The sequence below is a fragment of the Chloroflexota bacterium genome, from assembly GCA_016219275.1.
Classification (GTDB): Bacteria; Chloroflexota; Anaerolineae; order UBA4142; family UBA4142; genus JACRBM01.
In genome coordinates, this window is record JACRBM010000007.1 from 62,652 (window position 1) to 73,847 (window position 11,196).

The following is an 11,196-nucleotide window of genomic DNA, read 5'->3' on the forward strand; positions in this document are numbered from 1 at the left end:
TGGTTGTGAAAAATTCACAACGCACCCGGAGACAACGATGTCCAGTTCATCCGCTCTGCCCCACTGGGATATGAGCACGATTTTCCCCGCGCTCGATTCGCCCGAGTTCGACGCGGCGTTCAAATCCGTTTTAGAATCCATAGATCGGTTGACCCAGTTCTTCGACGCGCACCAGATCACGCGGCGCGCCCCCCTGCCGCTCGACGCGGAAACGGTGACGACGTTCGAGCAAGCGATCAACCAACTCAACGCGTTGCTCGACGAATCGCGCACGGTCGCCACGTACATCAACAGTTTTGTCGCGACCGACTCGCGCGATAATCGCGCGCAGGCAACGTTGAGCGAATTGCAACAATCCCAGGTTCGCACGCAACTGCTCGGCACGCGCTGGAGCGCGTGGCTCGGCTCGCTCGATGTAGATGCGCTCCTCGCGCAATCCCAGGTCGCGCGCGATCACGCGTTCATGCTGACTAAGGCGCGCATCGAAGCGCAACATCAAATGTCGCTCGCCGAAGAAACCCTCGCGGCAGAATTGCGTTTGATGGGCGCGACGGCGTGGCAAAAACTGCACGGCACATTCTCGTCCCAGTTGACCGTTCACGTCGAATTGGACGGCAAGACGCAAGCCCTGCCGATGAGCATGGTTCGAAATCTCGCATCCAACCCGCATCGCGCGATCCGCCGCGCGGCGTACGACGCGGAACTCGCCGCGTGGAAGAATGCCGCCGTGCCGCTCGCCGCCGCGCTGAACAGCGTCAAAGGCACGACGAATTTGTTGAGCCAGCGACGCGGCTGGGCATCGCCGCTCGACGTGGCGTTGTTCGAAAACAACATTGACCGCGCGACGATTGTCGCGCTGATGACCGCGGCGCACGAATCGTTCCCAGATTTTCGGCGTTACCTCCACGCCAAAGCGCGCGCACTCGATTTGCCCGCGCTTGCGTGGTACGATCTCTTTGCGCCGGTCGGCGACGGCGGACGCGCGTGGTCGTTCGCCGACGCCGAACAATTCATCGTCGCGACGTTTCGCGCGTACTCGCCGCGCATGGGCGAACTGGGCGCGCGCGCGTTCCGCGAGCGATGGATTGACGCCGAGCCGCGGCTCGGCAAGCGCGACGGCGCGTTCTGCATGGCGATCCGTCAAGATGAATCGCGCGTGTTTTCGAATTTCAAACCGGCGTTCGGCGGCGTCGGCACGCTCGCGCACGAACTGGGTCACGCGTACCACAATTTCAATCTCGCCTCGCGCACGATGTTACAACGGCAAACGCCGATGACGCTCGCCGAGACCGCGAGCATTTTTTGCCAGCGGCTCGCGACGCGCGCAGCGATGCAAGACGCCAACCCGCCAGAAAAAATCGTGATCCTCGAAGCGATGTTGGAAGACGCGTGCCAGGTCGTCGTGGATATTTCGAGCCGCTTTCTCTTCGAGCAACGCGTGTTCGATCAACGTCAAAAACGCGAATTATCCGTGGACGAGTTTTGCGAATTGATGTTGCAAGCGCAACGGGATACGTACGGCGATGGACTCGATGCGAACGCGTTGCACGCGTACATGTGGGCGCTGAAGCCGCACTATTACAACGCGACCCTCTACAATTTTCCGTATATGTTCGGCTTGCTTTTTGGGCTGGGTTTGTACGCGCGCTATCTCGACGACGCAACGAAATTCAAAGCGGGGTACGACGATTTGTTAGCGTCCACCGGAATGGCGAATGCCGCCGACCTTGCCGCGCGTTTCGGGATTGACCTTCGCACGCCGGACTTTTGGCGCGCGAGTCTCGACGTGGTTCGGCAAGATGTTGCCGAGTTTGAAAAACTGGTCGCCTAATCGCGCGAGGTAAACATGCCCACGCTAGACTGGCAAGCACGTGACGAACTGGCGCAACGCTTTGCGCCACACCTCGTCCTGTTTCCCGAGTCGCCCGAGCTGGCGCGACCTGGGACAAACGCGCCAAGCATTGGCGACTATCACCCGCACGGCATCGAGCTGTTGCTGGAAAAAGGTTCGCTTGCCGCGGGTCTGTTCAAACCACGCCAACCGGCTACGCTCGATGCGCTGGCGACCGCCGCGCCGAACGATCAACTGATTCTCCTCGATCATCTCCTCCCCAATCGCGAACACGCGTGGAAAATGTATTTTGATCTCGTCGGGCGCTCGCGCGCGGACCGCGCGCGCGTGCCGGTGATCGCGTACGCGCGCACACAAACACGCGGCGAAGCGAACTTGGCGACGCGTCGCGCGACGGATCTCGACAAAGCGGGTGTGCCCGCGCCCGATGAAGTGGGCAGACCGTTCTTTACACCGGCGAATGCGTCAGACGACGATCTCGCGATCCAGTACTGGTTTTGCTATTACTACGACGATTGGGCGAATCAACACGAGGGCGATTGGGAAGGCGTCTGCGTTTTCTTGCGCTATGCGGACGGCGATTATCGCGCGGTCGGCGCGAGTTTTTACGCGCACGAAACCGGTAAACGCCGGCACTGGTCGGAGGTCGAGCGCGCACGCGACGCACACGCGTTGGTGTACGTCGCCGCTGGTTCACACGCGTCGTACTTTCAGCATGTGGCAATGGGTTACATGACAACCGTGCCGGGATTTATCATTCCATTCATCGGCGTGCGGCTCAATGTGAATTTCACGACGACGCGTACCGACCGCGTGCCGGACGCGAAGGTGTGCGCGCCCATCGCGCCGCGCGTCGAACTCTTGCCCGATCCGGTCGGTCCGCCAGAGAGTGACGCGCCAGCGTGGCAGCACAAGAAATGGTTGGCGTTTCCCGGTTCGTGGGGCGTTCGCATCCTGGGAAAACTAGGGCACGCGGGTCCGATCGGTCCGAGTCACAAGGGACTCAAGTGGCATCATCCGTTCGCGTGGATGGAACGCTACTGCACGCCGGATTTTCTGGTGTACTGATTTTGCGGATCACCGACAAACGGATTGGCGATAGGAACATCGCCATTCGAAAGGTTTCGATGGAGTACATCACTCTCGCACGCGAAGGAAAGAACGAATGGTGGCGGTACGTACTATCCTTGTTCGCGATTCTGGTCGTCTGGCTGGGTTCAAGTTTCGTGCTGGGTATCGGTCTCGTCCTCTTCGTCATGCTAGACAGCGATCCAAACACGCAACTGGACATGCTTACGGGACGGATCGTCGGCGTTGACCCAGCATGGTTGTTTGTCATTCTGATGTTGAGCGCGGCGGCATTGTGCGCGGGGGTGTTGATCGCCGTGCGCGTAATTCATTCGCGTCCGGTGCGATCACTCATCACGCCGCGCGCGGGCGTGGATTGGAAACGCTTTGCCGTCGGCTTTGGTTTCTTTTTCCTCTTGTCTGCGCTCGCGAGCATAGCGGAAGCCGTGCTCTTTCCCGGTCGTTATGAATTCGCTTTCAAGCCAGTCGAGTTTTTCAAGTTCCTGCCGCTCGTGTTGATCTTGATTCCGATTCAAACGATAGGCGAAGAATTGATGTTCCGCGGGTATCTTTTGCAAGGGCTGGGATTGTGGTTCCGCCGACCGTTCATCGCCGCGATCATCAGCAGTTTGATTTTTATGGCGTTGCATCTGTTCAACCCTGAAGTGAGCGTTGACCCGCTGCTATTGCCGGCGTACTATTTCTTGGTCGGGATATTGTTTTCGCTCATCACGCTGCAAGATCGCCGGCTCGAATTAGCGATGGGCGCGCACACGGCGGTGAATGTGTTCACCGCGCTCGTCGCCAATTATACGGTCAGCGCGTTGAACACGCCCTCGCTGTTCATGGTCAAAACACTGGACGCGCCGTTTGGCTTGGCGTCGTTCATCGCGATGGCGATTGTGTTTTACGTTGGGCTGTTTGTGTGGCGACGCGCACCAACCCAGTGATGGCACGCACGCGTTTTTGACAAGTCGCAGGAGCAGATCATCTACCTTGATTATTTTGACCGCGTCGCGTGTTCGCAGTATGGTGAGTGTGTTTGTTGGTGCGGCTTTTCAAACGTCGCTTGACTCACTTGCCAACCTAACCCCCAACCCCCTTCCCTATAAGGGAAGGGGGCAGGGGGATGGGTCTGCAAATGACTTTAGAAAAACCGTGGTTTGTTGGTGCGAACATTTACGCCGATCGGGTTTCAGTGTACAATTATCAATGATAAAGAGGACAAAATGGATACTCCGATTGCAGATAAAGTGATCGAACAACTCCGCGCGCTACCGAACGAATTGCAGTGGCGTGTGCTTGAATTCACGCGTGCGCTTGCTTCGTCTGCTCCACATGGCGTACCTGGGCAACACCTGTTGCGCTTTGCAGGCACAATACCTTACGAATATTATCATCGCGCGTTTTGCTGGCGAGTCAGCCATCAAAGATAACCTCGCGCAAGCTGACGAAATTTTTGTTCCCAGCATTGCAACGGGCGAGTTGTATTTTGGCGTGCGGAAATCAGAACGCGCGAAAGAGAATCTCGCACGCGTGGATGAATTCGCAACAAATAGCGTTGTATTGGGATGCGACCTAGAAACTGCGCGCCGCTATGGAGAAATCAAAAACGCTTTGAAAACTAAAGGGCGACCGATGCCCGAGAATGACGTTTGGATTGCGGCAATCGCGGTTCAGCATGACTTGACCTTGATTACCCGCGACGCGCATTTTAGCGAACTTGAGAATCTGACGGCAGCTACTTGGTGATGTTGAGCTATTCGACCTGTCCTTCATTTTGACTCTCCCAAGAATTGGCATTATACTCTGCAATGTAAACTAATCTTTGCCCCGGGTTATTTCTGAATCACCGTTATCCAAGGAAACGGATGTTTCAACATTGCCCGTGCAATCGAATTGGTGAACATTTTTTCGCACCCACTACTTGGCGCGCGTGACGACGCGCGGCGAGCGGTGGGTGTTGTTTTATTTTCACTCGACTCTAACATGCGCCGGAATGAAACAGCGGACTGGAGGACGAAATGACATCGAAAATCCTGGGGTTGTGCTTCATGGGGCTGAACATCCTCTTGATTGTCATCATCAGCGAACCAGTTACCAGCGCGCCGAATGGAAGCTGGAGTGTGAATCAGGTTGGCAATGAAATCCAAATCGCGTATGGCAGTGGGATTGACTTTCCTCAATACGGCGTGCTTCACCTCACCGATAGTTATTTGCGAATGAACTATGGACCTGGTTCCGGTTGGGGCACCTCCATTGTCTTGATGCCCGCCTTTTGGAGTAGTGGAACGTATCATCATGGCGCACCCATCTCGGCAACTTGGCAAACCGTGAATCAGGATTTGGTCTTGTCCATCACCGGCACGATCGCAAGTCTCAATGTCTCCTCGACTGTGACAATTTCTCCACCCATATCGAGCATGATTAGCGCGATAGTGGTCACAACAGTAACTGGCAACATTCCAATTGATTCCAAGCCGGGCGAGGCATTCAAACCGGCGACGCTCTCTTCGATGCATATTTCGTCAACGCAATGGGATGCCCAAGCCGTTTATGCCGATTGCTACCTGTATCCAATTCCTTCAAGTGGTTGGGTCATCCAGCCGCCGGTCATCACTCAGTTTTTCGGAATCCAGGGCGGCACGTCTAGCTGGAAAATCAATGCGCCTTCGATTGATATCACGCTTGACCAACCGCTTCAAGTGACTGGATGGATAACACCCTCTATTAATCCGAATGACGATAACGTTGGATTCTGGGCGGCATCGGACACACTCATGCACACATACACCTACAAAATCACTGCCAGTCCAAGCGTCATCCCGCACTGCTGGTTTCTGCCGGTGATCGGAAAAAATTACTAAACACGGGGTTATAGAATTTGATAGGAGATGCAAACTTTGGACAAGCCAACAACTACACGACCGCGCGCACAACGAATTCCGTGGCGCTTGATCGCGCTATGCTCGCTGACAATTTTACTCGTCTCATTCCTGCTGCCGATCACACCCAAAGACGTATGGGCTGGCATATCAACGATGGCATCAGGTGACCGCGCGATGAGTTTGGCGCGTGCTCCGAACGCGACAGCGTACTATTTTCTGCCGTTTATTCAAGGCGGAATCGGCGGAACCCTCAAACCAAAAATCACTCACATCGTCGTCACGTTACCCCAATTACTCGAAGCCAACATCGGCAGTTTCTGCACCTGGGGCGGGTGCGCCATCGGACCGCGCCTTTATCATGAGCCATTGGCAAATGGAAACACGTTGGTCGGATGGACGGACGCGAGCGGCAACGGGCACGTCTGCATCATCAACAATAACAGCATCACCCAGACCTACAATTTCTCCGCCCAGTATGTCCGCGGCTTGACCGCGCACAGCGACGGCAAGTTTGCGATCCTGTTGTGGGATCCCAGTTCCAAAATCATGTGGCTGTCCAAGCGCAATGCGGACGGCAGCGAGATTTGGAAAACCAGCATTGACGATCCCTTGACGAGTTACAATGGCGGCTGGGTTGGCGATAGTCGGCTGACCTATGGTAATGGTTTGTACGCCGCCTACTTTGGCGTACATGGAGATTCGGGCTGGGTGCAGGGACACGAAGGCGATCAGTTCACCTATATAAATGATAGCGGCGTCATCCAGTCCGGCGGATGGCAATGGGGCTGTTCCCATTCGCTGGCTGAACCGGTCAATTACCATCCTGGGTTGAACAAGTTTGTGCCGGTTTGTGCAAGTGATTGTTATGCCTCGAAGGGAATTTTGCTGAACGACAGTCAAAGCGTCTATGCCGGCGATGGCAATTGCGGCGGCAGTACGTCATCCCAATTGGGGCAGATCGCGCACAGTGACACGACCTGGAAACTGGTGTTCAACGCACTCAATCGCCCTGGCTATACTGGGCGGGGCGTTGGACTGGCGACGATAAACAATGCCTTCGCCAGCAGTTACGTTTGGCTGACGAACACGGCCGGTGATTACGAGCGCGATCCAACCATCGCGCGCCTGGGCACGACGCTCACAACGGATCGCTACTTGGTTGGCTGGACGACAACCAACAACGCCACTTATTGGCTCAGTGTGATTGATGGGAATGGAAGTTTCCTAGCGGGACCGGAAGAGGTGTCGTCATTGGGCATTGTCTGGGGAAATCGCGATGACTCGTTCCGCACGCGCGTTGACGGGACGGTTTCCTGGATGCAAGGCAACGCCAACAGCGCCACGCTTCACTATTTCCGTTTTGATGGATCGGGCTATCTGCAATAACCCTGACTGGGAGACACTCAGAATTGGGTAGATTGATTTTGACTTTCGACGCGGTTTGGACTATAGTCTGAATCGTAAGCAAATTCTTGTCCCCAGGTTATTTCTGAACCATCGTTACCAGAGCCAACGTATGTTTCACTATTGCCCGCGCAATCGAATCGGTGAACACTTTTTCGCACCCACTGCTTGGCGCGCGTTTTGAGCGCGGCGGGCGGTGGGTGTTTTGTGTTCTGGGAAAATCAAAATGAATTATTTGCACCGTGTGCCTGGTATAACACTGCAAACACAACCTGCAAATGAACCATAAAATTTCACGTCCTAATTTTGCCAAAAATAGCACGGTGGCGGATAGAAACGGTTTACGGCACAGCACTATTGATAATAGAGTAGGGCAAACATGAAAATCGAACGTTACCCTAGCATCAACCCTAAATTTGTTCAAGCCATAGGCAGAATCACTATCGAATTTGCTGTACTTGAGCACACATTAACCGATGGGTTGAGTTTACTCCTGATTCTGGTCATGCAACATGACGCTATTGAAATTGATGCCTCAACATTGGCGAAGATTCTTACCGCAGAAATGTCTTTCAAAATCAAAGTGGACACCTTCGGCGCGTTAACTCGACATATGATTCGATCCAGAACTCTCGATGAAAAATTACAAACTGCGCTTCTGGGAAGACTTGAACGCCAGTTGGATACTCTACTCAAAGATGTTGCCAGTATTGAAGAGAAACGCAATATGGTAACGCATTCGCTCTGGATAAGGGGAGATTCGTCCGAAACCGCCAAGAGGATAAAACATCGAGCAAAAAGGAAAGAGGGATTATTGCTCCAAGAAGAAAACATGGATTTAGAGAAACTGAAAAGTATCGCCAAGTCTGTAAAACAGACCAGACATAGACTCGATACTTTCATAACCCTTGAGTTGTTCATACGTCTAGCCACAGTTCGTAAGTATCGAAAGAAACAAGACACATGAATTTGTATCATCTCCCAATAAGCGGTGCTTTCGCCAACCGAATCAGACGACTACATCGCAGCACGCTGACATGACTTTCTCCACCCTCCTCTCCCACCTCACAACTTGGGCAGAACAACAACCAGACATCACCGGCGTCCTCCTGGTCGGTTCGTATGCGCGCGGCACGGCGCGCCCGGATTCGGATGTGGATTTGGTCGTGCTCACTACCCAGCCGCAACGCTATCTCAATTCCATTTCATTCGCGGAACAATTCGGCGCGATCTCAAAATGGCAGAAGGAAGCATGGGGCAAGGTCACTTCGATCCGAGTTTGGTATCGTGATGGACTCGAAATCGAATTCGGCATCACACAACCCGCTTGGGCAAAACATCCGTTGGATGCTGGGACGCGGCAAGTGATTTCGGATGGAATGCAAATCGTATTCGACCGCGTTGGTTCGTTGAACTGGCTGGCTGAGCTTGACAGACCTGCGTGAGTTTTTTCGTCGGACACGATCCGACGGATACCAAGCCGCAAACCCACAGAGCAGATTTCACGCACGCAGACCAGGCATCGCGCGGAGCGTTCAACCAATGCCGCACAAACAACACGGCGGAGTCACCCTCGACTCTGCCTCGTTTTTTACCATCACAAAAATTTTGCGGGCTTGCAGAACATTGCACTGCCACACCGAACCTCGGAAACACACTTTGCGCCCAAATAAAGAATTTCCAGTTCCCCCCTTGACTCACAACCGTAATTCACGTATCGTGGGCGCACCAGCAATCGCAATTGAATCACCTTTCAATATCTGCTCATGACGGGGGCGATGAACTCTGGCTTGTCAAGTGGACGCCCAAAGCCAGGGAGAGCCAGTGGCGTAACCGACCGTGATATTTGTTGTCACGGTTTTTATTTTTCTCCCGCGTCGCAGAAAGGAGGTCAGGCGCATCCAGTCCCACAAATCAATCTCACACACGCATCCAATCTAATCAGCGAAGAAAGGGGAAAACATGAACCGCTTACTCAAAAGTCTGTTGCTTGCAACCATGCTCGCCGCCATGGCAGTCCTGGTCGTCAGCGCCGCTAGTTTCATAGATCGTCAGGCAAACAATCCGCAGGTGCAAGGTATTCCGAATTCAAACACCACCGCGGTGTTTCCCACCAACAAACAGAACGAACCCACCATCGCGGTCAATCCGACGAACCCGAACATTCTGTTAGCCGGTTCGAACGATGAGCAACGTCAACCGCCGTGCGGTCCCGGTCCCGTGCGCGGCGCCAATGCCGCGGCAAATGATTGCTCCTTCTTCCCCGATGTTGGCACGTCCGGCATTTACCGTTCGACCGATGGCGGCAACACTTGGACGAACCTGGGTCTGCTCGATGACCAAGCCGGGTGGATTGCCAGTGCTCTCGTTTCCGATGGCGATCCGGTGATCGTCTTTGGACCCAAACCGAATGGCAATGGTGGATTCTCGTATGCAAGTGGCGCGCGCGCGTATTATGCGACCCTTGCATCGTACAAAACCGGGCGCAGTCCGTACCCGCCGAACAAAGCGCCCGAACTGCTCGCGGTGGCGTACTCGGACAACAACGGCACAACGTGGAGCGCGCCGGTCATCGCGACCGTCAAGAACAATCCCAACGATTTCAACGACAAGGAATCGCTTTGGGCGGACAACAATCCAAACAGTCCGTACTTTGGTCGGCTCTACATCAGTTGGACCGAATTCCGCTCGGCTTTGCAATCGCCGGCTGAGCCGGTGATGGTCGCGATTTCAAAGGATGGCGGCAACACATTTTCCGCACCCAAGCAACTTTCGCCGGCAGGCAACAATGGGACTGGCAATGGTCGCCAAGGTTCCGCCGTGCGCAGCGGTCCCGATGGCAGTGTGTACGTGGCATGGGAACAAGCCAATACCCAGGTCATCGCCGCTTCGCGGGATGGCGGCAACAACTGGGCGAAAGAAGTGGTGATCGGAACTGTGACCGACATTCAAGACCCGATTCCCGGCGCGAATTTCCGCACCGATTCGTTCTTGAGCATCGCCGCGGATCCGCGTGTGGGGAGTTCAACATTGTACGCCGCGTGGGTAAATCGTACGGCAACGGGTGGGCGCGTGGTCGTCAGCACCTCGACGAACAAGGGCGTGTCTTGGAGCGCGCCCGCGACAGTGAGCACTGCCGCCGAAGGGTACGCGTTCTTCCAAGGATTGGATGTCGCGCCCAACGGTCGTGTGGATGTGGGCTACCAAGCATTGAAAGCGATCAATCCTAACACGTTTGGCGCCGGCAACGCGGCGATTGATTCCTGGTATGTCAACAAACCGGCGAACGGCAATTGGACAGCGCCGCTCAAAATCAGTAGCGCGTCGTCCGACCCAGCCGTCAGCGCGCAGAACAATCTCGCGCGTCAATTCTACGGCGATTACAACACGCTCGCTTCAACCGACGCGAACGCGTTCTTCATCTACACGGATGCACGCAACGGCGTGGGTTGCCCCGCGGTAGATGAGTATCAACGAATCATTTCGGGCACATCCGTCGTGCGCGGCGACATGGCAGACCGCGTTGCGCGACGTTTGGGGCAGGACCCGTACTCGCACGAACCTGGCACCAAGCCCGCGCCGCCCGAACATTGTGGTTCTCAATTTGGCAACACCGATGTGTTCGTGAGCAAGGTCACACCGTAAAATTCGACACCGATAACACATCGCCTCGCGCAGAAATACGCGAGGCGATTTTATTAGGGCGTGGTCCAAGTCGCGTTAGTCACCCTCACCTGACGGCGCGTCTTTGACACGGCGAGTACGCCGCTTGAATGACGCGCCGTCGCCCTCTCCCTTGTAGGGAGAAGGAATTTGCCTCCTCGCTCCTTCGGAGAGACGATTGAGGCAAAGGGCGAACTGACTTTGACAAATCCCGGGTACACAGACTGGGTTTAGTTCAGTTTGTGGGCGAATCCAACCTGCGAAGCAGGTTTTCCGCATGGTCGCGGTCGGCTTCCAGCCGATGGCGTCTCGCGCATTGAA

General features: G+C 55.0%; 10 protein-coding genes and 1 riboswitch. All 10 genes read left to right on the forward strand.

The annotated features are described in order from the left end of the window. Nucleotides 1-37: 37 nt before the first annotated feature. The 10 genes from HY868_01070 (at nt 38) to HY868_01115 (ending at nt 10,857) form a co-directional block, all read left to right on the forward strand. A complete protein-coding gene (locus tag HY868_01070; GenBank protein ID MBI5300698.1) occupies nt 38-1,831 on the forward strand; it encodes a M3 family oligoendopeptidase in 1,794 nt (597 codons plus the stop codon). A gap of 15 nt (nt 1,832-1,846) precedes the next feature. Then, a complete protein-coding gene (locus HY868_01075) occupies nt 1,847-2,920 on the forward strand; it encodes a hypothetical protein (protein MBI5300699.1) in 1,074 nt (357 codons plus the stop codon). A 59-nt stretch (nt 2,921-2,979) separates the two neighbouring features. Beyond that, entirely contained in the window at nt 2,980-3,870 is an 891-nt protein-coding gene (locus HY868_01080; protein ID MBI5300700.1) for a CPBP family intramembrane metalloprotease, read from the forward strand. Between the two features lie 279 nt (nt 3,871-4,149). After that, on the forward strand, nt 4,150-4,356 hold the full coding sequence (locus HY868_01085; GenBank protein ID MBI5300701.1) for a hypothetical protein: 207 nt from the start codon (nt 4,150-4,152) through the stop codon (nt 4,354-4,356). Next, nucleotides 4,289-4,672, forward strand: coding sequence for a type II toxin-antitoxin system VapC family toxin (locus tag HY868_01090; protein ID MBI5300702.1), 384 nt, complete (start codon nt 4,289-4,291; stop codon nt 4,670-4,672). Before HY868_01085 ends, HY868_01090 begins: the two co-directional genes overlap by 68 nt. 272 nt (nt 4,673-4,944) lie before the next feature. Further along, nucleotides 4,945-5,787, forward strand: coding sequence for a hypothetical protein (locus HY868_01095; GenBank protein ID MBI5300703.1), 843 nt, complete (start codon nt 4,945-4,947; stop codon nt 5,785-5,787). A 36-nt stretch (nt 5,788-5,823) separates the two neighbouring features. Beyond that, a complete protein-coding gene (locus tag HY868_01100; protein ID MBI5300704.1) occupies nt 5,824-7,194 on the forward strand; it encodes a hypothetical protein in 1,371 nt (456 codons plus the stop codon). Nucleotides 7,195-7,591: 397 nt separating this feature from the next. After that, on the forward strand, nt 7,592-8,179 hold the full coding sequence (locus HY868_01105; GenBank protein MBI5300705.1) for a hypothetical protein: 588 nt from the start codon (nt 7,592-7,594) through the stop codon (nt 8,177-8,179). A gap of 70 nt (nt 8,180-8,249) precedes the next feature. Next, complete coding sequence (locus HY868_01110; protein ID MBI5300706.1) at nt 8,250-8,657, forward strand: nucleotidyltransferase domain-containing protein; 408 nt, start codon at nt 8,250-8,252, stop codon at nt 8,655-8,657. 317 nt (nt 8,658-8,974) lie between these two features. Further along, nucleotides 8,975-9,060: riboswitch (cyclic di-GMP riboswitch) on the forward strand. A gap of 114 nt (nt 9,061-9,174) precedes the next feature. Further along, complete coding sequence (locus HY868_01115; GenBank protein MBI5300707.1) at nt 9,175-10,857, forward strand: exo-alpha-sialidase; 1,683 nt, start codon at nt 9,175-9,177, stop codon at nt 10,855-10,857. Nucleotides 10,858-11,196 lie beyond the last annotated feature (339 nt).